Origin of the sequence: Brenneria sp. hezel4-2-4 (genome assembly GCF_013155275.1) — a bacterium.
Taxonomy (GTDB): domain Bacteria; phylum Pseudomonadota; class Gammaproteobacteria; order Enterobacterales; family Enterobacteriaceae; genus Brenneria.
The window spans coordinates 82,508-104,320 of the sequence record NZ_JABJXS010000008.1 but is presented as its reverse complement, the minus strand read 5'-3'; the positions used below and the strand labels follow the sequence as shown (position 1 = coordinate 104,320).

General features: G+C 53.3%; 19 protein-coding genes. 9 read left to right on the top strand and 10 right to left on the bottom strand.

Annotation, left to right across the window (positions count from 1 at the left end; translation table 11 throughout):
• Positions 1-8: 8 nt before the first annotated feature.
• The 5 genes from HOY33_RS15535 (at position 9) to HOY33_RS15515 (ending at position 4,595) form a co-directional block, all read left to right on the top strand.
• Positions 9-830, top strand: a complete 822-nt coding sequence (locus HOY33_RS15535) for a M55 family metallopeptidase (RefSeq protein ID WP_172291047.1) — start codon at positions 9-11, stop codon at positions 828-830.
• A 54-nt stretch (positions 831-884) separates the two neighbouring features.
• Positions 885-1,847 (top strand): isoaspartyl peptidase/L-asparaginase family protein, encoded by a 963-nt coding sequence (locus HOY33_RS15530; protein WP_172291046.1) that lies wholly within the window; start codon positions 885-887, stop codon positions 1,845-1,847.
• A 373-nt stretch (positions 1,848-2,220) separates the two neighbouring features.
• Positions 2,221-3,129, top strand: coding sequence for a LysR family transcriptional regulator (locus HOY33_RS15525; RefSeq protein WP_172291045.1), 909 nt, complete (start codon positions 2,221-2,223; stop codon positions 3,127-3,129).
• 161 nt (positions 3,130-3,290) lie between these two features.
• Complete coding sequence (locus tag HOY33_RS15520) at positions 3,291-4,154, top strand: YicC/YloC family endoribonuclease (protein ID WP_172291044.1); 864 nt, start codon at positions 3,291-3,293, stop codon at positions 4,152-4,154.
• Between the two features lie 186 nt (positions 4,155-4,340).
• Positions 4,341-4,595 carry a type II toxin-antitoxin system CcdA family antitoxin gene (locus HOY33_RS15515; protein ID WP_172291112.1) on the top strand — a complete coding sequence of 85 codons (255 nt, stop codon included), beginning with the start codon at positions 4,341-4,343 and terminating at the stop codon, positions 4,593-4,595.
• A 371-nt stretch (positions 4,596-4,966) separates the two neighbouring features.
• On the opposite strand, the gene HOY33_RS15510 is transcribed toward HOY33_RS15515, so the two are convergent.
• Positions 4,967-5,569, bottom strand: a complete 603-nt coding sequence (locus HOY33_RS15510) for a hypothetical protein (RefSeq protein WP_172291043.1) — start codon at positions 5,567-5,569, stop codon at positions 4,967-4,969.
• 371 nt (positions 5,570-5,940) lie between these two features.
• Entirely contained in the window at positions 5,941-7,287 is a 1,347-nt protein-coding gene (gene argG / locus HOY33_RS15505) for an argininosuccinate synthase (RefSeq protein ID WP_172291042.1), read from the bottom strand.
• A gap of 398 nt (positions 7,288-7,685) precedes the next feature.
• Between argG and HOY33_RS15500 the strand changes: the two genes are divergently transcribed.
• A complete protein-coding gene (locus HOY33_RS15500) occupies positions 7,686-8,261 on the top strand; it encodes a DJ-1/PfpI family protein (protein ID WP_172291041.1) in 576 nt (191 codons plus the stop codon).
• A gap of 58 nt (positions 8,262-8,319) precedes the next feature.
• Here HOY33_RS15500 and HOY33_RS15495 read toward each other — a convergent pair whose 3' ends face one another.
• The 3 genes from HOY33_RS15495 to HOY33_RS15485 all read right to left on the bottom strand — a co-directional run bounded on the left by HOY33_RS15495 (position 8,320) and on the right by HOY33_RS15485 (position 11,854).
• Positions 8,320-8,970: a DcrB-related protein gene (locus HOY33_RS15495; RefSeq protein WP_172291040.1), complete on the bottom strand. Its 651-nt coding sequence runs from the start codon at positions 8,968-8,970 to the stop codon at positions 8,320-8,322.
• A gap of 59 nt (positions 8,971-9,029) precedes the next feature.
• The gene (locus HOY33_RS15490) at positions 9,030-10,022 is read right to left on the bottom strand and encodes an acyltransferase (RefSeq protein ID WP_172291039.1); all 993 of its coding nucleotides are present in this window, start codon (positions 10,020-10,022) and stop codon (positions 9,030-9,032) included.
• 296 nt (positions 10,023-10,318) lie between these two features.
• Positions 10,319-11,854 carry an aldehyde dehydrogenase family protein gene (locus HOY33_RS15485; RefSeq protein ID WP_172291038.1) on the bottom strand — a complete coding sequence of 512 codons (1,536 nt, stop codon included), beginning with the start codon at positions 11,852-11,854 and terminating at the stop codon, positions 10,319-10,321.
• Positions 11,855-12,143: 289 nt separating this feature from the next.
• On the opposite strand from HOY33_RS15485, the gene fdhD reads away from it, so the two are divergent.
• The 3 genes from fdhD (at position 12,144) to HOY33_RS15470 (ending at position 16,099) form a co-directional block, all read left to right on the top strand.
• On the top strand, positions 12,144-12,977 hold the full coding sequence (fdhD, locus tag HOY33_RS15480; RefSeq protein WP_172291037.1) for a formate dehydrogenase accessory sulfurtransferase FdhD: 834 nt from the start codon (positions 12,144-12,146) through the stop codon (positions 12,975-12,977).
• Positions 12,978-13,246: 269 nt separating this feature from the next.
• A complete protein-coding gene (gene sodA, locus HOY33_RS15475) occupies positions 13,247-13,873 on the top strand; it encodes a superoxide dismutase [Mn] (RefSeq protein WP_172291036.1) in 627 nt (208 codons plus the stop codon).
• A gap of 333 nt (positions 13,874-14,206) precedes the next feature.
• Positions 14,207-16,099 (top strand): methyl-accepting chemotaxis protein, encoded by a 1,893-nt coding sequence (locus tag HOY33_RS15470; RefSeq protein WP_172291035.1) that lies wholly within the window; start codon positions 14,207-14,209, stop codon positions 16,097-16,099.
• A gap of 136 nt (positions 16,100-16,235) precedes the next feature.
• Here the strand turns inward: HOY33_RS15470 and HOY33_RS15465 are convergent, their stop codons facing one another.
• The 5 genes from HOY33_RS15465 to HOY33_RS15445 all read right to left on the bottom strand — a co-directional run bounded on the left by HOY33_RS15465 (position 16,236) and on the right by HOY33_RS15445 (position 21,631).
• Complete coding sequence (locus HOY33_RS15465; protein WP_172291034.1) at positions 16,236-16,598, bottom strand: YibL family ribosome-associated protein; 363 nt, start codon at positions 16,596-16,598, stop codon at positions 16,236-16,238.
• Between the two features lie 96 nt (positions 16,599-16,694).
• On the bottom strand, positions 16,695-17,225 hold the full coding sequence (locus tag HOY33_RS15460; RefSeq protein ID WP_172291033.1) for an MltR family transcriptional regulator: 531 nt from the start codon (positions 17,223-17,225) through the stop codon (positions 16,695-16,697).
• A 174-nt stretch (positions 17,226-17,399) separates the two neighbouring features.
• Positions 17,400-18,548 (bottom strand): mannitol-1-phosphate 5-dehydrogenase, encoded by a 1,149-nt coding sequence (locus tag HOY33_RS15455; RefSeq protein WP_172291032.1) that lies wholly within the window; start codon positions 18,546-18,548, stop codon positions 17,400-17,402.
• Between the two features lie 65 nt (positions 18,549-18,613).
• Positions 18,614-20,533 (bottom strand): PTS mannitol transporter subunit IICBA, encoded by a 1,920-nt coding sequence (locus tag HOY33_RS15450; RefSeq protein WP_172291031.1) that lies wholly within the window; start codon positions 20,531-20,533, stop codon positions 18,614-18,616.
• A gap of 381 nt (positions 20,534-20,914) precedes the next feature.
• Positions 20,915-21,631, bottom strand: a complete 717-nt coding sequence (locus HOY33_RS15445) for a DUF3053 domain-containing protein (RefSeq protein ID WP_233356451.1) — start codon at positions 21,629-21,631, stop codon at positions 20,915-20,917.
• Between the last annotated feature and the right edge of the window lie 182 nt (positions 21,632-21,813).

The window sequence follows — 21,813 nt, the reverse complement described above, 5'->3', positions numbered from 1 at the left end:
AATGGGTCATGAAAATTTTCATTTCGGCAGACATTGAGGGGATCGCAGGCGTGATGCGCCCGGAACAGTGCAGCCCCGGCACGGCGGAGTATCAGCTCGCTCGCGGTCTGATGGAGCAGGAAGTCAATGCCGCCATTGAAGGGGCGTTCGCCGGCGGCGCCACCGAGGTCGTCGTGGCTGACAGTCATGCCGCCATGGTAAATCTGCGGGCGGAGAATATGGATGCCCGCGCCCGGCTGGTGCAAGGCAAACCGCGTGGCTTATCAATGGTTGAAGGGCTGGAACAACAACGCTATGACGGCATGATGTTTATTGGTTATCACAGCGCCGCCGGGGAGTTCGGCGTGCTGGCGCATACCATCAACGGCCGGGCTTTTTACCGGGTTCATATTAATGGTGAAGTCATGGGCGAAAGCGATATCTACGCGGCTGCCGGCGCCGAGCAAAACACCCCGCTCTGGCTGGTCAGCGGCGACGATACGCTGCAACAATGGATCGCCCGCTATTATCCGGCCGCCGGTTATGCCTGCGTCAAACGGGCGATTTCCCAACATGCCGCGGAATCATTAAGTCCGGAAGCGGCCCGTCAGGTCATTCGACAGGCGGCGATGAATGCCGTCAGCAAAGCCCACAAAACCGTTACGTCGCGTATTCAGTCACCCTATCATCTTGAGCTGATGGTGGCGAAGCCGGTACTGGCCGATCTGTTCTGTTTGCTCCCCGGCGTAAAACGTCAGGATGCCATTACCGTCGGTTATACTGCGCAAACCATGACGGAATTGGTTAGCCTGTTGAGTGCTTTTTCCTATCTGGCGACAACGCAGAATTGAGGCTGGAACCGCTCCTTGCGGCGTTATTGAACGACTAAAAAGAGAATCTGTAACATGATAAAACCCGTGATTGTCATCCACGGCGGCGCCGGCGCACTGACACGATCGGCCATGAGCGCGGAAAAAGAACAGCGTTATCTGGCCGCGCTGGCCGATATTGTCGCCAGCGGACAGCAAATTCTGGCACAGGACGGCAGCGCGCTGGATGCGGTGACGGAGGCCGTTCGGCTACTGGAAGAGTGTCCGCTGTTTAATGCCGGACATGGCTCGGTGTTTACCCATAATGAAACTCACGAACTGGATGCCAGCATCATGGACGGCCGCACGTTGGATGCCGGGGCTGTCAGTTGCGTCAGCCATATCCGCAACCCGGTGTTGGCCGCCCGCGCCGTACTGGAGCACAGCCAGCATGTGATGTTCACTGCCGACGGCGCGGAAGATTTCGCCCGCCGGCACCGCCTGGCGATGGTGGAACCCGCCTTTTTCTCCACCGAAGAACGCAGGCAACAGTTGTATAACGCACAGTCAGGCTCAGGCAAAGTGGTGCTGGATCACGATGGTCAGACCCAGCTTACAGGCGCCGACCCTATCGATCCCGACCGCAAATACGGCACCGTCGGCGCCGTGGCGCTGGATAGCGCCGGAAATCTTGCCGCGGCGACCTCCACCGGCGGCATGACCAATAAACAGGCCGGCCGGGTAGGAGACAGCCCCATCATCGGCGCGGGATGTTATGCCAATAACCAGACCGTCGCGGTCTCCTGCACCGGCACCGGCGAAATCTTTATGCGTACCGTAGCCGCCTATGACGTTTCCGCGCTGATGGAATATGCCGGACTTTCCCTGCCGCAGGCCGCTGAACGCGTCGTAATGGAAAAACTGGTGCGGCTGAACGGCAGCGGCGGCCTGATTGCCGTCGATCGCCATGGCAACATTGCGCTACCGTTCAACAGTGAAGGCATGTACCGCGGTTACGGCTATGTCGGTGAAGATCCGGTCGCGAATATTTATCGGTGACGGATGCGATACCGCGAGCGCGGCATCGATTGAGTAACCGGCGTCGGCAGGTTGAAAATACAAAGCGGGGGTTTTTTGTCCATTTTGGTGCAAACACGCCATAAATGCGCAATTAACGCCCATTCCTTTGCATCCTGCGCCGATGCTTTTGACTGTGCCTGCCAACCTCTCTTCCAACCCTGAACTTTTCCGATCTTTGACCGCTATCGATGTCCTCTGCATCCATGGCCTTGGGATAACCACGATAAACCACCCGGGACGCCCGATTTAAACAGCCAAAAGCGATAACAGGCGAGCCTTCATGAATGGCATGAATATTGCAAGGATTTCTTAACGGTACAGCGACCACCAAAGAGACACGGAGCATGCTCCCATGCGTTTACGACACATCGAAATTTTCCAGGCGATTATTCAGGCGGGCACCATTAGCGGCGCCGCCCGCCTGCTGAACGTTTCCCAGCCTAATGTCAGCCGGGTGCTTAATCACGCGGAACAACAGCTTGGCTTCGCCCTGTTTGAACGACGTACGCAAGGCATGATCGTCACCAAGGAAGGCCGCCGCCTGATCCCCGACGTACAGGCGCTATTCAGAAACCTGCAAACCATCAGCTCGTTGACAGAACAGATCAAAACCGGCAAAGAACAGTCCGTTCGCCTTGGCGCGGCGCATGCGTTTGGACAGATGATTGTGGCCCCCGCGCTGGTGGAATTTCATAAGCAGGAGATGCTGGTCAACGTGGAGCTGGTGACGGAACATTTTAGTACGCTTTGCCTGAATATCCTGCAAGATCAGCTTGATTTCGCGCTGGTGTTTGGTCAGCAGGTGCCGGCGGCCTTGCTGGCGGAACCGCTGTTTCAGTCTTCCATGGTGGCATTGCTGCCCAAAGACAGCCCGGTGAACGGCCCCGTTTCGCTGGAATGGCTGTGCTCGAACAATCTGCTGATGATGCAGCTTCAGGATCCGCTCGGACAGGTATTACATCGGGCATTACGCGATAAATCCCTGAAGCCGGCGGCGGCGCTGTATATCAAAACCTACTCGGTGATTGCCGATATGGTACTGGCCGGAGGGGGGGTCGGCGTGGTCGATCTCTTTACCGCCTGTCGCTACGCCAACCAGCTTAAAATCGTCTCCATCGACCAGCCGTTACCGTTTGAAGTGACGCTGATTAGCCGCCGGGATAACCCTCAGTCACGGGCGACATTACAGCTAAAACAGATGATGAAAAATAAATGCCAGGAAATCGCCCGACAGAATGAAGCGCTGCTTCATGCCGCATAAAACCGTATAAACAGGCAAGCGGCATCACAAAAACAGTATGACGCACTCCCTGTCAACAGCCGTTCCAGGAGACCTGACTGCCAGCTTGCCGATTTTGTTCTACCCAGCCCAGAGACACAACGTTATAATCCTTTCATCATTTGCTCTACAGGTATGCACCAATGATTCGCAGCATGACCGCTTACGCCCGGCGAGAAGTCAAGGGTGACTGGGGAAGCGCAGCCTGGGAACTGCGTTCTGTCAACCAACGTTATCTGGAAACCTACATCCGTTTACCAGAACAGTTCCGCAGTCTGGAGCCTGTTATCCGCGATCGCATCCGCACTCGTTTGACCCGCGGTAAAATTGAATGCAACCTGCGTTTTGATCTGGACCCACGGGCGCAAAGCTCGCTGATCCTCAATGAAAACCTGGCTAAACAATTAGTCAGCGCAGCCAACTGGGTAAAAATGCAGAGCGACGAAGGGGAGATCAACCCGGTCGATATTCTGCGCTGGCCCGGCGTCATGGCCGCCGAAGAGCAGGATCTGGACGCCATCAGCGCCGAGTTGTTGCAAGCGTTGGATCGTACGCTGGATGATTTCATCAGCGCGCGGGAAAGCGAAGGCCACGCCCTGAAAGGACTGATTGAACAGCGCCTGGCGGGCGTCAGCGGCGAAGTCGCCAAAGTGCGGGCGCATATGCCGAATATCCTGCAATGGCAGCGTGAACGGCTGCTCAGCAAACTGGAAGAGGCACAGGTTCAGTTGGAAAATAACCGCCTGGAACAGGAACTGGTTATCATGGCGCAGCGCGTGGACGTGGCGGAAGAGCTCGATCGCCTGGAAGCCCACGTGGCGGAAACCTATAAAATTCTGAAAAAAGAAGAAGCCGTCGGCCGACGTCTGGACTTTATGATGCAGGAATTCAACCGCGAATCCAACACGCTGGCATCTAAATCCATTAACGCCGATGTCACCGCCTCAGCCATCGAACTCAAGGTACTGATTGAGCAGATGCGGGAGCAGATCCAAAATATCGAATAATTTCCACCCTGTTCCACCGACTGCCACAACGCCCTGTTTTCAGGGCGTTTTTGTAGGATAAATGTGATCATGCCAATATTTACAAGAATGCCATAACACTTATACCACGATAACGCTGGTGCAAAGAGCATTGAAAAAAACCGCCTCCGCTCGTAATAAAATGACCAACACCATTTGCAAGGGTCAATTACACGTGTTTTAACAAAGGGTAGCGCGAGCATCCGCCGCAAGAAGACGGTAAGTGTGACACCAGAGCCCGCGCTATTTCAGCAAGCACGTAATGCGGGCATAAATTTGTCTGCTGTACTCACCGAAGCCCTGAAACACGAGATTCGAGCGTCAGAATCCGAACGCTGGAAAAAAAACCATAAGGCACTCCAGGAGCTTAACCGTATTACGGATAAGCATGGTTTGTTATCGGACGATCACCGGGTATTTTAATCTATGTGGTACACCGTTTACCGTAATAATGGTAATAGCGATGCTTACCCTTACCTGCTTGATGTGCAGAGCAACATATTCGTCAGACCCAAATGGGTCCGGAAGTGGCAAGCGTTCAGGAGCACCGTGAAATGATAAAAAGTGCTATCGATTTTTTGCTGGATAGGTTTTAGATACTACGAATAATCGGAATTTTTTAGCCCCTCATCCCAGAGAGGGGAATATATTCAACTTATGGAATATAAGCATAACGCTTTATGGCCGCAGTAAAGCCACGGTCAATAGATATTGAATATACTTATGGTAAAAACAGCGAGTCTATATTTTTCAACCGGTTATTCATGGTTGATTCATAATAACATCAGCAGTCATTATTCAGCATTCAAATATCGGCTCCAGGCCAAATCGGCCGATTCGACGCCCATCATCTGCTGTATTTTTTCGTAAATTTCAGCGGCGGTCATACCGTTATATATTCCTTTACTGTAAAAGCTGAACATGTCCCTATTATCATCGGCGGTTTCCCGCCCTATCACCCCGGCATCCTCGGCCGTCACCGGCTTACCGGTAAAGGCATCAAATGCCTCCCAACTGCCGTCAGGGTAATTAATCATGGATACCAACGTACCGCCGTAAAGGGGAATACCGTTGATCATTTCCAGCGAACGTTGCGAAGAATCGGCCTGCTGCCGCGCTTGCTCTTCCCGCTCCTCTTTCGCCTGTTGCGCTTCGCGGGACACCAGTTGCTTCTCCAGATCTTGCAGGCTGTCACGTGACTGCGCCATTCCGGACTGTTTTTCTCCGTCCGTCGACAGCGTTACCTGGGTACTGGCGCCCGGCGGGCTATTCCCCGGCGAATAACCGTCTGTACCCGCCGTTGATGAGTTGGTGTTATCCACAACGCGATCGGATGCGATAAGGGGATAAATAGGTTTTATATTCTGACTGTGTGTGTCGATACCAGATATAGTCACAACGCCGCTCCTTCTTATTGTTTTAATACCGGTCCAGGCTAGAAGTTATAGTGATAACCCAAACCAATATGTTGAAACAGATATCAAACGCTGTCATCCAAACAGCGATTATTGATGCTATTAAAGGCGATGACCGACAGAGAAATAAACGCACTTCCGCCAATCTTGTCGCGAACTTACCTCATGTGATAAAGACGGTTGATATCAGCATTGAAAAAAGACTGTTCTGTAAAAGATATCGGTAATTTTATTTTTTTATTAATACAAAAAAAGAATAAGCATAGAAATACCACCGACGCAGACGCATAAAAAAATCCGGAAACGTTTTTCGTCTCCGGATTTTTATGCATTAAATACCAAACTGCGGTGAATTACTTTTTGGTTTTGTCCTGCAACTGCTCAACCTGCGGCAGGCCGGCGTTGGCAGATGAAGACAACAGTCCGGTTTCAACATAGTTGAACAGCTTTTCGCGGGTATCGGTGATATCCAGATTGCGCATCGTCAGTTGGCCGATACGGTCATCCGGCGAGAACACCGAATCGCCTTTTTCCATCGTCAGACGTTCTGGCTTGTAGGTCAGATTATCGGACACGGTGTTCATGATGGAATAATCGTTGCCACGGCGCAGTTCCAGCGTCACTTCGCCGGTGATGGCGCTGGCGATCCAGCGCTGTGAAGAGTCACGCAGCATCAGCGCCTGCGAGTCGAACCAGCGCCCCTGATAGAGGAAGCGGCCTAGCTGGCGGCCATTGGCGTGATACTGTTCGATGGTATCTTCATTGTGGATACCGGTAAGCAGACGCTCATAAGCGATATGCAGCAACGCCATGCCCGGCGCTTCATAGATGCCACGGCTTTTCGCTTCAATGATGCGGTTCTCAATCTGATCGCTCATGCCTAAACCGTGACGTCCGCCAATACGGTTGGCTTCCAGCATCAGTTCCACATCGTCGGCAAAGGTTTTGCCATTCAGCGCAACCGGATGACCCCGTTCAAAACGGATCGTCACTTCTTCCGCCGTGACTTTGACGTTCTCATCCCAGAACTTAACGCCCATGATCGGGTTAACGATTTTGACGCTGGAGTTCAGGTATTCCAGATCTTTGGCTTCATGGGTCGCACCCAGAATATTGGAGTCGGTGGAATAGGCTTTTTCCGCCGACATTTTGTAGCCGAAACCCGCCTGAGCCATAAACTCGGACATTTCCTGACGGCCGCCCAGCTCATCAATAAAGTCGGTGTCCAGCCACGGTTTATAGATTTTCAGTTCGGCATTGGTCAGCAAACCGTAGCGATAAAAACGTTCAATATCGTTACCTTTATAAGTGCTGCCATCGCCCCAGATATTGACGCCGTCTTCTTTCATCGCCGCCACCAGCATCGTACCGGTTACCGCCCGCCCCAGCGGAGTAGTATTAAAATACGTGACGCCAGCGGTAGTATTATGAAAAGCGCCGCACTGGATCGCCGCAATGCCTTCCGCAACCAGTTGCTTACGGCAGTCGATCAGGCGGGCATTTTCAGCGCCGTATTCCATGGCGCGGCGTGGGATTTCATCGTAATCATCTTCATCCGGCTGACCCAGATTCGCGGTGTAGGCATAAGGAACCGCGCCTTTTTGACGCATCCAAAGCAGCGCGGCGCTGGTATCCAGCCCACCAGAAAACGCAATACCAATGCGCTGACCAACCGGAAGATGTTTGAGAATCGTTGTCATAAATAAATCCCTGCTCGAAGATCGATGGATAGAAGCTTAGCAGCTACACCATTATGTTACGCAATACATTGATGAGAGGTTATGCCTTCCCGGATAGGGAATTGGTCAGACTGGGTTGATTGTCAAAACCAACGCGCTCAAAAATGCATATTTATGCAAAATAAGTGAGTGATAATTTAAACATCTTTTTGCCGGCACAGGAAGAGAAGAGTCGAGTTTTAGGCAAAAAAATTCGCGCCTGATTCGCGCCCAAGTGAGCGAGTATAACGCTATTTGTGCGACAAGCTAAGCAGTAAAAACGGGTTACGCGATGCCAATAACAATAATAAAACATCGTTTCATTTAAATGCGCTTTCTTTGCTATTCTTTATTTCCCCCTGCACGTTGCTGGAGATGTTATGTCTAAGAAAATCGCCATTCTGCTGGCGCCTGGTTTTGAAGAAGCCGAAGCGATTATGGTGATCGATGTACTGCACCGCATGAAAATAGAGGTCACCATGCTGTCATGTCACGACAGGCTGGAGCTGCGCAGTTATCACAATATTCGTATGTTTGCCGATGCTTTATTGGAAAGAAACATGGACGTCCTGTTTGATGCCGTGATCATTCCCGGAGGTCCGCAGGGAACGGTCAATCTGGCGGCGAACCCGCTCGTCGTTGAATTCATTCGTCGCCACGATGAGGCCAACAAGCTGATTTGCCCGCTGTGTTCCGCCGCCGCACGCGTACTGGGCGGCAATAACCTGCTGAAAGGCCGACGTTATGTCTGCTCCGGCGAGCTATGGCGGGATGTTACCGACGGCGTATACGTCAACCAGAAAGTCGTCGAAGATGGTAACCTGATCTGCGGTAAAGGGCTGGGCGTCACCTTTGATTTTGCCTTCACTATCGCCTGCCGTCTGACGGGTGATAAAGAAGATGCCAATTTTCAGGTTGAACACATCGATTACGATTACTGGCGTGTGCCGGCGTAGCAGATAGGGTTCCCAGCGCGGTGTTGTCGGCCGCGCTTTATCTGTCCACGCCCGTGGACTATTTAAAGTCCAGCGATGCCAGCACTTGTTCAATCAGCGCCTGATGGACGTCACCACGGCTGGCCGGCGTGTTAATTTGCAACGTCAGTATTTTCTTCCGCCACACGGTATAGAACAGCGTCGAGTTGATCTGCTGTCCGCCAACCTGTAGCTCGTTGTCCATACGCTGCAAGGGTGTCTTGCCAATGGCGACGGCCTGTTGCCGGATCTTTTTTATATGCTGATACTGACCCTGCATACTGGCGAAAATGTCGTTTCCCAGGCTCTCCAGCCCCGCCTGATTCGTTCGCAATACCTGTCCTGCCGGCGGCGGCACCACGGAGAACACCACTTGCTGACGCGAGTCGCTGTTAATAAACAGATGCGTTTTACCCAGTTCGCCATTGTTAACATCATCGGGCGGCGTTTGGTCGGAAAACGCATCCGGCAGCATAAAACTGATTTTACCTTGTTGCAGCATCACCTTGTGTGCCGATGCTTCAGGCGCGGCGGGCGGCTCCACCGGCGCGGCGGCGTTGCTTTCCGGCGCCTGCATCGGCGGCGGCGCGGGCTGCGGGTCAGGCTTATTGTTATCCGATGGATTATCGCAGGCGCTTAATCCGGCGACTAACAAGGTGATAGCGAATAACTTACCCAATATCTTCAACATGTCTGCTCCGCGTTTTGCCGCACTATTCCGGTAAGACTTATACCATGCACCTCGTCATCTTAACTGATCAGACGCCGGGTATCGATTTTCTGCAACACCATCGACAACAGCAGGCTGCCCAGCAACGCAAGGGTGAATACGTAAAAAATATCCAGCACCGGCCGGGACGGAATATTCATGCCATGAGTACGCAGATAATGGATAATCAGCGCATGAATGCCGTAAATCGCCAGCGAGTGACGTGATATCAAGGCAAACCCCGGCAGCACCCGTTGATTCAGGTAATATTTAACTATCATCAACAGACTGACCGCGGCCAGAAACACCAGCGGCCCGCAGTAAATATAAAAAGTCTGGGTAAAATTATCGTTTCGCAGCGTGTGATATTTGGTTCCCAGCGCCACCATCAGCACACAGAAAATAAATAACGGCATCGCGGCAAGCACCATTTTCCGCGGGATAGCCAACATCCCCAGCGCACGGCCGAGCATGGCGTACAGCAGGTAATAAAAGGTATCGCCGTAAATATAGAGGTTGACCGGCAGTAACCTGAATCCGGCGAATTCAACGCGCCCGGTATTGGGATTGGCAATAATCGCCAGCAGCGCAATGAACACCAGCAAATACTTTCCGGAAACAGGCTTGATATTTATCAGCGGAGAGAACAGATAAATCACCACAATGGCGTAGAAAAACCATAAGTGATAAAAAATCGGTTTCTGCAAAGCATGGCGAAGCGCATTCAGTCCATTTATCGGCGTCAGCGTGGCGATATAAATCAACGCGATGGCGCTATAAAACAGAATACATAAACCTATCCGCAGAAAATGCTTCTTCTGCGCGCTGCGTTCGCCAAAAAACAAATAGCCGGAAATCATGAAGAACAGCGGTACACAGACGCGAGACGCGGAATTAAGGATATTCGCCACATTCCAATGGGCGTCATCGGGTGTCCCGCCGGCGGTAATGGAGTAGGTTGTGCTGTGAATCAGAACGACCATCATGCAGGCCAGTGCCCGCAAATTATCAATCCAGCCGATCTTGTCGGTCATGCACAACCTCTTAAAATATAATGCCTATTCAACAGAGTAGTGCCTGTTTACCCTTGATACAATCAACAATCGGGGTAATCCTAAGAACGCGATGAACACGAGAAGGGAAAAGGCCGCTAACGTTTAGCGGCCCCAGACCGTTGACAAAGCCCGTTATTAGGGAGAGCGTGGCGAGGGGCCGTAGCGGCGTAAGCCGCCGGAGCGCCCCTCGGTACGCTAGGCCCGGGTATCTCAGGCTTACAAACGACTTTGTCAGCAACCTCAGGTCGCTAACGTTTAGCGGCCCCATGCTTACATTAGAACAAGCCCAACGGTTTATCCGAGTAGCTCACTAACAGGCATTTGGTTTGCTGGTAGTGTTCCAGCATCATTTTGTGGTTCTCGCGCCCAATGCCCGACTGCTTGTAACCGCCAAAGGCCGCGTGCGCCGGATAGGCATGATAGCAGTTGGTCCACACGCGCCCGGCCTGAATGCCGCGCCCCATCCGGTAGGCGACATTGCCGTTACGGCTCCATACGCCGGCGCCCAGACCATATTCCGTTTCGTTGGCGATTTCCAGCGCATCCTCCATGGTTTTAAAGGTCGTCACCGCCAGCACCGGCCCGAAAATCTCTTCCTGGAAAACGCGCATGCTGTTTTTACCAAACAGGATGGTCGGTTCCAGATAATAGCCTTGAGCCAGATCGCCCGGCATCGCTTTGCGATGACCGCCCGTCAGCACCCGCGCCCCCTCTTTCTTACCGATGTCGATGTAGTTGAGGATGGTCTCCATCTGCCCGGCGGACACCTGCGCCCCCATCATGGTTTTGCTGTCCAGCGGGTTGCCGATGCGAATGGACTCCACGCGTTTAATCGCCCGCTCCATAAAACGATCGTAGATCGATTCCTGAATCAGCGCCCGGCTCGGGCAGGTGCAGACCTCGCCCTGATTAAAGGCGAACAGCGTAAACCCTTCCAGCACCTTGTCAAAGAAGCTGTCTTCCTTGTCCATCACGTCCGCAAAGAAGATATTCGGCGATTTCCCTCCCAGCTCCAGCGTCACCGGCGTGACGTTCTGCGCGGCATAGCCCATGATTTGCTGGCCGACCTCTGTTGAACCGGTGAACGCCACTTTGGCGACGCGCTTTGAGGTTGCCAGATATTCGCCAATCTCGCTGCCCGAACCGTTCACGACGTTAATCACCCCTGGCGGCAGCAGATCCTGGATCAGTTCCATCAGGATCAGCACCGACATCGGCGTCAGCTTGGCGGGCTTCAATACGATACAGTTCCCTGCCGCCAGCGCCGGCGCCATCTTCCAACAGGCCATCAACAGCGGGAAGTTCCACGGAATAATCTGGCCGACCACGCCCAGCGGCTCATGGAAGTGATAGGCCACCGTGTCGCCGTCAATCTCGCTAATGGCGCCCTCCTGCGAACGCATACAGGCGGCGAAATAGCGGAAATGGTCTATCGCCAACGGGACATCGGCGCCGCTGGTTTCGCGGATGGGCTTGCCGTTATCCCAGGTTTCCACATTCGCCAGCAGTTCAATATTCTGCTCCATTCGGTCGGCGACGCGGGTAAGGATCAACGACCGTTCCTGCACCGACATCCCCCCCCAATCGGCTTTCGCTTTATGGGCGGCATCCAGCGCATGATCGACATCCCGTGAGGTGGAACTGGCGACTTCACATAAAGGCTGGCCGGTAATCGGCGTCAGATTAACAAAATACTGCCCGCCGTCGGGCGGAACCCAGGCTCCGCCGATAAAGTTGTCATAACGTTTTTTCAGATTAAGCGCGCCATACTCGTCGGAAGTAATCCGGCCTTCAGATGTGACATGTGCCATTTCTGTCTCCTTTTCGCTGTCTGGATTCGCGGCAAAACCGCAGTGAAAATAGAGGCAATATGAAAAGTTTCGCTAAATAAAGAGCATGACTAAAGCGTATACAGTGGTGCGCATTTTCGACAGCCGCAGCCGAAAGAGAATGACAACTCTTCGAGTTAACGCACAATTTATGGTACATCCATTAACAAAACGGTCGGCGGCGCGCGGGCATGTTCACCGTTTTCGGAGAAAAATTCGCATCCGTCGGGAGGCAGTGAAATAATGCTTTCATCAGTTTCCGGTTATTAACTTGCAGGTGTTTCAGGTGAAAGGCGTTAATCCACAGACGGTAACGCCCCCGACAGGGGCATGTCAGCGAACGGTTCGTCATCAAGGTTCATTGGCGCAGCCGCAGGCCGACTGGCTGGCGGAAGAAGTACCGGTGGCGCTGGTGTATAACGGTATTTCGCACGTCGTTATGATGGCGTCGCCCAAAGACCTGCCGCTGTTTGCTTTGGGGTTTTCGCTGTCGGAAGGCATCATTCAGTCGCCGCAGGATATCTATGGCATCGATGTTCAACCGGTATGCAACGGCATCGAAGTTCAAATCGAGCTTTCCAGCCGCCGCTTTGCCGGATTAAAGGCACGGCGTCGGGCGATGGACGGCCGCACCGGGTGCGGCGTCTGCGGGGTTGAGCAGCTATCGGAGATCGGTAAACCCATTGCGCCCTTGCCCTTTAGCCAAACCTTTTCGCTAAGCCGCCTCGAATCCGCGCTGACGCAGTTGAAAGATGTGCAGCAGGCAGGTCAATTAACAGGTTGCACCCATGCCGCGGCCTGGATTCTGCCGGATGGTTCGCTAAGCGGCGGCTGTGAAGACGTCGGTCGCCACGTCGCGCTGGATAAGCTGCTCGGTATGCGGGCCAAACAACCGTGGCGGCAGGGCGCCGTGCTGGTTTCCAGCCGCGCCAGCTACGAGATGGTACAAAAGTCCGCCATGTGCGGCGTGGAGATCCTGTTTGCGGTTTCCGCAGCCACCTCGCTGGCCGTCGAGGTGGCCGAGCGATGCAATCTGACGCTGGTGGGTTTCTGTCGTCCGGGCCGTTCAACCATTTACACCCATCCGCAGCGACTGTGCGAATAGCGCCAGAGCGCGAAGACTTAGACCGATTTGTTGTTACCTCAGCGCATTACCACATAAGCGCTTGTTATCGGGGGTTAAGCCGATGAAACGCATCGCTTTCAGACGAGAATAATCATTTTCAATATCATTTAATTAACTATAATGAACCTAATTCTTACGCGGTGCTAACAAAAGCAGTGCCGCAACACTTTGTGTACTAGAATAATTGTGTACGATACCTCTTTTCAGTACTACAACACTTCAGTACGACAACCATGGAGATGCTAAACATGAGTTATTCACTGCCATCCCTGCCTTATGCTTATGACGCGCTGGAACCTCATTTCGATAAGCAAACGATGGAAATCCATCACACCAAACACCACCAGACCTACGTCAATAACGCTAATGCAGCGCTGGAATCCCTGCCTGAGTTCGCCAAACTGTCTGCGGAAGAACTGATCGCACAGTTGGACAAAGTACCGGCAGAGAAAAAAACCGCTTTACGTAACAACGCGGGCGGCCATGCCAACCACAGCCTGTTCTGGAAAGGTTTGAAACTGGGCACCACGCTGGCCGGCGATCTGAAAGCCGCCATTGAGCGTGATTTCGGCAGCGTCGATACGTTCAAAGAAAAATTTGAACAAGCTGCGGCAACCCGCTTTGGTTCCGGCTGGGCCTGGCTGGTGCTGAAAGATGACGGCAAACTGGCGGTTGTATCCACCGCCAACCAGGATAGCCCGCTGATGGGCGAAGCCATTTCCGGCGCATCCGGCTACCCAATCGTCGGGCTGGACGTATGGGAACATGCTTACTATCTGAAATATCAGAACCGTCGTCCTGACTACATCAAAGCGTTCTGGAGCGTCGTAAACTGGGACGAAGCCGCCAAACGTTTCACCGAGGCGAAAAAATAAGCCGTCTTCTTACCGCCCCGGGTCAGCCCCGGCGGTGACTGAACAAACCGGAGTAACGGTAATCCCTGTTATTCCGGTTTTTTATTTTCAATGACAATGAACGGAATATTTCCCGTTTTCCCCCACTTTATTGGCTTATTAATCACCAGCAAGGGTATTAAAGTTTTCCCCTCTCCTGCCGATGATCCCTATGTGACTCTATCGTATTATTTTTAACCGATATGTTGTGCCTCACACGACAATCTCATGGCGCGATCTTTCATAATCAACGCGATGGATGACAAAACCGCGCCTGAGCCAGTATTCAGTTCATAAGATAGTGGAAGAAACAACATGGCTATAAAATTTGAAGATATTAACGTCGGTAAAAAATTAGGATTAGGTTTCTTCTTTATTTTATTGATGACGGTCATCATCGCTGGCGCGGGCGTCATGCACATTGAAGAATTAAAAAAAAGCATTGATAAAGTCAATTTAAGCAACAATATCAATAATGAAATTAATCAGGCCAAATATTACCGGGTGCGCTATAGCGCAACCTACTCGCCGGACGATATAAAACAAAATATCGTACACATTGAGAATATTAATCAGTACGTATCTCAGGCTAAAGGCTGGAACTGGCCTGAGCAGGCCAGAACGCAATTTTCCCACATCGAAAACGTGATTGCCGAATATCGGCAAAGACAGCAAAGCTATATTGACGCCATCCAAAAGAAAGATGACGTCAGGAAAAGCTGGAATATTTCCGAAACAGGCGCACCGCTAAAACAACTGGACGAACAATTAAAAGCCGACGGGGATAACATCCGGCTTCAGTTGCTGCTTTCCGATCTGAACCAGAAGCTGACGGCCGTTCGCTACCATGTACGCGGTATGCTGTTATCCCGGGATAAGGAATCGGAAGAAGAACTTGCCGGCGCCATTGACGATGCGCAAAGCGCGCTGACTACGCTGTACCAGAACCTGCCCGCCGAACAACAGGCGATACTCGCGCCCGTTCTGAGCACCATGAATACCTATGAAGAGCGCGCCATGGCTTATATGCCCGCCTATCAGGAAGAGCTGACTCAGGCTAAACAAATGGCCGCCAGTGCGGACGATCTCAACGCCACCATCCAGTCCCTGCTTAACAATCAGCTACAGCTTGCTCAGCAGGATATTCGTTCCTCCGAGATACAGATGGGCGTAACCATGCTGATTACGCTGGTTCTCGGGTTGCTGATTTCCTGGTTTATCTCACGCCAAATCACCAACCCGCTGAATACGACGCTGGATATGGCCGAGCGCATCGCAACCGGCGATCTGACCATGACCGTCAACACCGACCGCCGCGATGAACTGGGGCAGCTCATCAGGGCGATGGCGAAAATGAATGCCAATCTGCATAACATGATCGATGAGATCCGCATCGGCGTCAGCCAGATTTTCACCGCGTCAGGGGAGATTGTCGCCGGCAACACCGACCTGTCCTCACGTACCGAGCAACAAGCCGCCGCCGTTGAGCAGACCGCCGCCAGCATGGAGCAGTTAACCGCAACGGTGAAACAAAACGCGGACAATGCCCACCACGCCAACACGCTGGTGATCAGCGCGTCGCAAACGGCGAAGCAAGGCGGGGAGCAGGTGAACAATGTGGTGAAAACCATGAACGATATTGAACACAGCTCCAGGCGTATTGCGGAAATCACCTCGGTGATTAACGGCATTGCTTTCCAGACCAATATTCTGGCGCTGAACGCGGCGGTTGAAGCCGCCCGCGCTGGCGAACAAGGCCGCGGTTTCGCCGTGGTGGCCGGCGAAGTCCGCAATCTGGCGCAGCGCAGCTCACAGGCGGCCAAAGAGATTGAGGGGCTGATCGCCGAGACGGTCAGTCAGATCGGCAGCGGCGCCGTTCTGGTCAGCAATGCGGGTAAAACCATCAATGACGTCGTCGTCTCCGTGACTCAGGTACACGACATTATGGGCGAAATAGCAACGGCCTCAGATGAACAGAGCCGGGGAATTACCCAGGTCAATCAGGCTATTGTGGAAATGGACAGCACCACCCAGCAGAACGCGGCACTGGTTGAACAATCCTCGGCGGCGGCGGATTCGCTTGAAGAGCAGGCCGCGTTGCTCAAACAGGCCGTTTCCGTCTTCCGTCTGGCAAACTCACAAGATGACGCAACGCCAGCCGGCATCGCCTTTTCCCAATCATCGCCCCAGCTAGGCCATAAAAAGTGATCGCGGTAAGCAATATGGACGTTGCCGACAAACCCACTCCGCCATAGTCATCCGCGAATACCACCGGCGGCTTGGTGTTGCTGAGATGCCCGCTTTCGCGGGCATGACGGAGGAGAAGGGCAGGAAACAGCGCGGCTTAAAAGGGTTTAGGGGCGTAACCCGTCATCTCTTTTAGCCCCATTTCACGGCCCAGCGCCGTCATGGGGTGTACCACCACCAGGCCGCGCACGCTTTTCTTCAACGCGCCCATATTGGCCTGCTCTTTTTTGGTGATGGCGCGGCTAAACGGCAAGCGGGCCAGCTTCTGCGCTTCCTGGCTGAGTTTCTGTTCTTTTACGCTGCGCAGACGTTCAATTTCCGCCGCCAGTTTCCCGCAGGCTTCCAGATTAAGCGCAATCGCCTCCGCATCCCCCTGTGCCAGCAGGGTGTCTTGCTTCCGGTTCAACTTATCCAGCTGATCGCTGAGGCGTTTAATTTCTGCTTTTTCCTGCTCTTTCATAACCTATAAACCTATCTAACCGGAGAATCGTGCGGGGCACAAGCATACACCAAACCGCCTGTCGGTGCAGTGGGCGAAGGGAAGAAGAAATAGGGATTAAAAAGCCTTTTTCAAACTAATCCGGGAAATCAGTTCGGTGAGTGACAGCAGCAGCGTCGAGCGCACCATCTGCTGATAACGCTGCTGTTGCATACCAATCAGTAATTGGTCGGCGGGGTCGCCGCCAGCGGGCAATGGCGGCGCTGGCGGCAGAGCGCTGACGCAGTGCAATTCGCCAATCGGACCGAGAATTTCATCATCGGTAAAACGGTAGTCATGGGCGTCGTGCGTGAGCTCTTCACCCAGCGCCATCAGCAGTTCTGCATCCTCATACTCTTTACGACTGATCATCCCTAATCCGTAAATCAATTTGAGACGCACAGACAGATCGCCCAGCGGACCGGTTCCCGTCATCAGCGGCTCCACCGCATATTTAACCGCATAGTCATCCTTGCGAAACACCTGCAACATCAGAATACTGGCCGCCTCAGCCAGCAGCTCGACGGCTTGCAGCATAAAACCGCGCACCGTCGTTGCTGAATTCAGCGATTCAAGAACCCGATTTTCAAACGCCTGTGTTTCTTCCATCGTCACTTCTCGTACCTTTAACCCACATGCAGATTTGCCTTACCCGATAATAGGGTTTTACCAGCGAGTGCGGCGATGTCGGTATGTAACATCACCTGTTCTATATCTCAACGGTTCCGAACGCACCCAGGTAATCAGGCAAAGGCAAACCCGCCTTGTGCCGAGACGCGCCGATTACTGCATGGCGTTATACACACTCACTGCTTGCGCGACAACCTTGCTGTCGGCATCCAACCCGGAAATCTGCGCCAATGCCGCCTGTGGCCCCAGTTTTTGCAGCAGCGCGGCCAGTTCCTGCGCCTGCGGATCCTGCTCGCTACGGTAGTGCATCGCCGCCGCAATACCGATAATCAGGTTATCGTACGGCAGGTTATATTCCAGCGTACCCAGCAGCGGCTTGATCAGCCGGTCGCCGGCGCTCAGCTTACGCAGCGGCTGGCGGCCCACACGTTCGACATCGTCGTGCAGATAGGGATTTTCAAAGCGGCTGAGAATTTTATTGATGTAGGCGGCGTGTTTATTGGCATCGAAACCGTAGCGTTTAATCAGCACGGCGCCGCTCTCTTCCATCGCCCCTCTGACCACGGCGCGAACCTCTGGATCAAGGATGGCATCACGGATGGTCTGGTGTCTGGACTGTTGGCCCAGATAAGCGGTAATGGCGTGACCGGTGTTGAGCGTAAACAGTTTACGCTCGACAAACGCCATCAGATTATCGGTCAGTTCCATACCGGGGATCGCCGGCGGCTCGCCGTTGAACTGCGTCTGGTCGACGATCCATTCGCTGAACGTTTCTACCGTTACCGCCAGCACATCGCTGCTGCCGGCTTCGGAAGGCGGCACAATACGGTCAACCGCGGAATCGACGAATCCCACATGCTCAACCACCCACTCCAGCTTATCTTCCGGCAGCAGTTTGAGTACATGCTGCTTAAGCTGGCTGGTGCCGCGCACCATATTTTCACAGGCAATGATGTTTAACGGCTGCAAATTACCGTTATCGTGACGCTTCAGCAGCCCCTGGGCGATGGTTCCGGCAATCTTTTCCAGGATTTGCGGCCCGACGGCCGTCGTGACCAGATCGACGTCGGCAATCAGCGCAACAGCCTCCGGGCCGCCGCTGTGAACCGCACTAACGTTACTGACGGTTTCAAGCCGCGTTTGCTCTCCCACAATACGCACCTGATAGCTTTTGCGGCTGTTCAGCGCATCCAGCAGCGGCTGGCTGACGTCGGCAAACGTCAGTTCGATGTTGGCATCGGCCAACAGTTTACCAATGAATCCCCGGCCGATATTTCCGGCGCCAAAATGTAATGCTTTCATTATGCTTTAACCTTTTAAAACGAAAATATAAAAAGAGGCCGCCCGCAGGCGGCACAGCCGTGAACTTAGGCGCTCTTTTTACCCGACAGCAGATCGAGCACCTCCTGCACGTCCCGGGTATGCGTCAGACGTTCAATCACCGTGGCATCGTCCAGCGCATTGGTCAGGCTGGTAATCACCTGAATGTGTTCGTTATTACGGGCGGCGATACCGATAACCAAACGCGCGACGTCATCGTCATTCTCACCGAAGCGCACGCCGTCGGGATACTGGCAGAAAACCACGCCGGTTTTCAGTACCTGATCTTTCGCTTCAATCGTTCCGTGCGGCACCGCGATGGACTCGCCCAGATAGGTTGACGTCAGTTTTTCACGCTCCAGCATGGCATCGACGTATTCCGGCTTAACGAAGCCGCCTTTAACCAGTTGCTCGCCGGCAAAACGGATGGCCTGCTCTTTATCCGTCGCATGCTGATCGAGGAAAATATTCTCAGCGCCGAGTTGGAACAGATTTGGCGCGTCGCTGACGGCAGCCGGTTGAGCGGCCATCGCGGGCGTCTGGGCAGCGCCGCCCTCGCCCTGCGCGGCGACGAGACGCGCCACCACATCGCCGTACAGTTGGCTGTCGAGGAAATTGGTCAGCGAGATATGCTGCGCCTGCGGCGCATGGCGCAGCGCGCGCTCGGTCAGATCACGGTGGGTAATGACCAGATCGACATCGTCCGGCAGGTTGTTGATGGCGCTGTTGGTCACGGAAATATTTTTCAGCCCGGCATCCTGTACTTTCTTGCGCAGCACGCCGGCCCCCATCGCGCTGGAACCCATACCCGCATCGCAGGCCACGATGATTTTACGCACGGTGCTCATATCGCCGCTGACGCCGGTATTGGCGCGATCCACGCCCTTAGAGGCCGATTTCATATCCTGCATGCGGCGAGTGGCATCACCAAGATCTTCCTCGCCTTTGTTCTTCGTGCTTTTCAGCAGAATGGCGGAAACAACGAAAGACACCGCAAAAGCCGCCGCAATCGCCGCCACGTTGGCGAAATAGGCGCCTTTCGGCGTCATCGCCAATACCGCCAGAATAGAGCCGGGAGACGCCGGAGAAATCAGGCCGCCGCTCAGCAGGGTCAGGGTAAACACGCCGGTCATACCGCCCAGGATCACCGCGATGATCAGACGCGGATTCATCAGCACATAAGGGAAGTAAATTTCGTGGATCCCGCCGAGGAAATGGATGATCGCCGCGCCCGGCGCAGACTCTTTCGCATTGCCGCGGCCAAAGAACATATAGGCCATCAGCACGCCCATACCGGGGCCTGGGTTGGCTTCAATCAGGAAGAAAATGGATTTCCCGGTTTCCGTCGCCTGCTGAATACCCAACGGCGAGAAGATGCCGTGGTTAATCGCATTGTTCAGGAACAGGATTTTTGCCGGTTCAACGAAAATCGAGGTCAGCGGCAACAGGTTATTCTGCACCATAATGTTGACGCCGGCAGCCAGCACCTGGGAAAAGACTTCGACCAGCGGGCCAATCGCCAAAAACGCCAGGATCGCCAGCAACATGCCGATAATACCGGCAGAGAAGTTGTTGACCAGCATTTCAAAACCGCTTTTGATTTTGCCGTCAACCATACCGTCGAAACGTTTAATGGCCCAGCCGCCCAACGGGCCGACAATCATCGCCCCCATGAACATGGGGATGTCCGTACCCGCGATAACCCCCATGGTGGTGATGGCGCCGACCACGCCGCCGCGTTCGCCGAACACCAGGCGACCGCCGGTATAACCGATCAGCAACGGCAGCAGATAGGTGATCATCGGGCCGACAAGTTTCGCCAACGTCTCGTTGGGGATCCAACCCGTAGGAATAAACAGTGCGGTAATAATACCCCAGGCGATAAATGCGCCGATATTGGGCATCACCATGTTGCTTAGAAAGCGACCAAAGTTCTGAACTTTGATCTTGATGTCTGGTGAAAGCATAAAACACACCCCTATTGAGACGCGCTGCCAATAAGAGCGCGTGATAATTATCGTGAGACGCTATGCGAACGAGTCGTCCTATGAACGTCCCCGTCAGTATTACTGTATGCAGCGAGGACTCTAGCACGCTGTTTTCATACCGCAACTCAGTGGCATAAACGTGACAAAAATCACACATTCACCCTACATCACTGCCACAAATAAGTGATCCATTTCACAAAAAACGCTTAAAAAGCCAAAATCCGGCGCTATCGGCGCATCATTACAGGCTTTTTATGTGACTTTAATCACATTTTTTAACCAAGCTTTTGTTTCACTTATGTGATGACAATCACAATTTATTTTCATCCCGCCCAACATCTTCTCGTCAGGCCGCCTCTCCTACGGTGTCGCGGTGACGCCCAACGCCTTTAGCGCATTCAACAGATTCTGCTGTTGCGCAGGCAATTCCGACACCATGCCATTGTACTGCGCCACCTGCTGTGGCGTAGGGAACTGAACCGAGGCGCCGTTGAACACCACCTGATCGCCCTGCGCTTGAAGGTAATCCCCCACCTGAATCAGACTTTGAGCGAACGCGATAGCGCTTGGAATAACCGGCAGTAATACATTTGTCGGCTGCGTCACAACCCGCGCGTACAACCGCTCATAGGCGACCTGTAGCTCCTCCGGCTGTTTGAGCGCCCGGTGAGCGTTGTCGGCCTGTGCTTTGGCGGCCTGAACCTGCTGGCCTAACAAATTCAGCGCGCCAATGGATTGCCGCAGGTTATCGCGTTGAGACAGATAATCCTGAGGTACGCGAATGTGGGAAACTTGCTCCAGCATCGGCGTCAGGCTCCCCGCCACCGCTTGATTCACCTGCTGGGAAAATGTGGTCAAAATCGCGTAATCGTTGACAAAAGGCCCGAACGTCTTCTTTTGTTCCTCCGTCAACGCAGGCAGTTTTCCATCCTGTTGCTGTTGAACATTTTGCAGAAAATCAGTAAACGCTTTGCGCTGGTCGGCTTCGGAATCACCGCAGGCAACCAACTGTAATCCCATAAAAAACATCAGTATCGGCAGTAACCAGCGTGAGCGATATCCCATCAATATTTTCATTCCATACCCCTGTTTTACATGCTTCTCGGTCAGTCAGTGATTTTCACGTATACAATACGTCGACGGCGTGTTTCAGATTACAGTAAGCATAGTCGAATCAGCCTGATGCAACGGGCAAAATAGCGCGGTGACAAAAGATAACGTCCGGGATCGGCAAGCCGGTCCCGGACGTTAAAATTTTA